This is a genomic window from Desulfovibrio sp. JC010 (assembly GCF_010470675.1).
Lineage (GTDB): Bacteria > Desulfobacterota > Desulfovibrionia > Desulfovibrionales > Desulfovibrionaceae > Maridesulfovibrio.
The window spans coordinates 1-366 of the sequence record NZ_VOIQ01000059.1; the positions used below are offsets into that span (position 1 = coordinate 1).

Below are 366 nucleotides of genomic sequence, written 5' to 3' on the forward strand. Positions count from 1 at the left end.
TTTACCAATTTTCCTGAAACCAACAGTTCTTCCCTCCGGCAAATGTCTGGCCCTGTCCACTCATTCCGAAAACAGCTTTGATGGCCGTTACTTCGGGTTGGTCAATCTTGATCAATTGCAGAGGGTTGTACCTGTTTTAACCATCGGGTCGTTCGAAAGCAGTTCGCTGTTTTTTAACGCCCTCAAAAAATAGGGGGTAGATCATGCGTCTATTCATAGCGGAAAAACGGGATGTGGCGGAAGCCATATCTCAAGCCCTCGGCGGTCCTGCCAGACCGACCGGAGCGGCTTTCCATGTCAACGGCGACAGCATCACATGGCTCTGGGGTCATTTGTTGCGGCTCACTGATCCAGAAGAACACGATG

General features: G+C 50.5%; 1 protein-coding gene. It reads left to right on the forward strand.

The genetic code is table 11. The features are described 5' to 3' along the window. Positions 1-193 (forward strand): S26 family signal peptidase (locus tag FMR86_RS20340; RefSeq protein WP_203545057.1); only part of this gene is annotated, 193 nt, incomplete at its 5' end. Between the last annotated feature and the right edge of the window lie 173 nt (positions 194-366).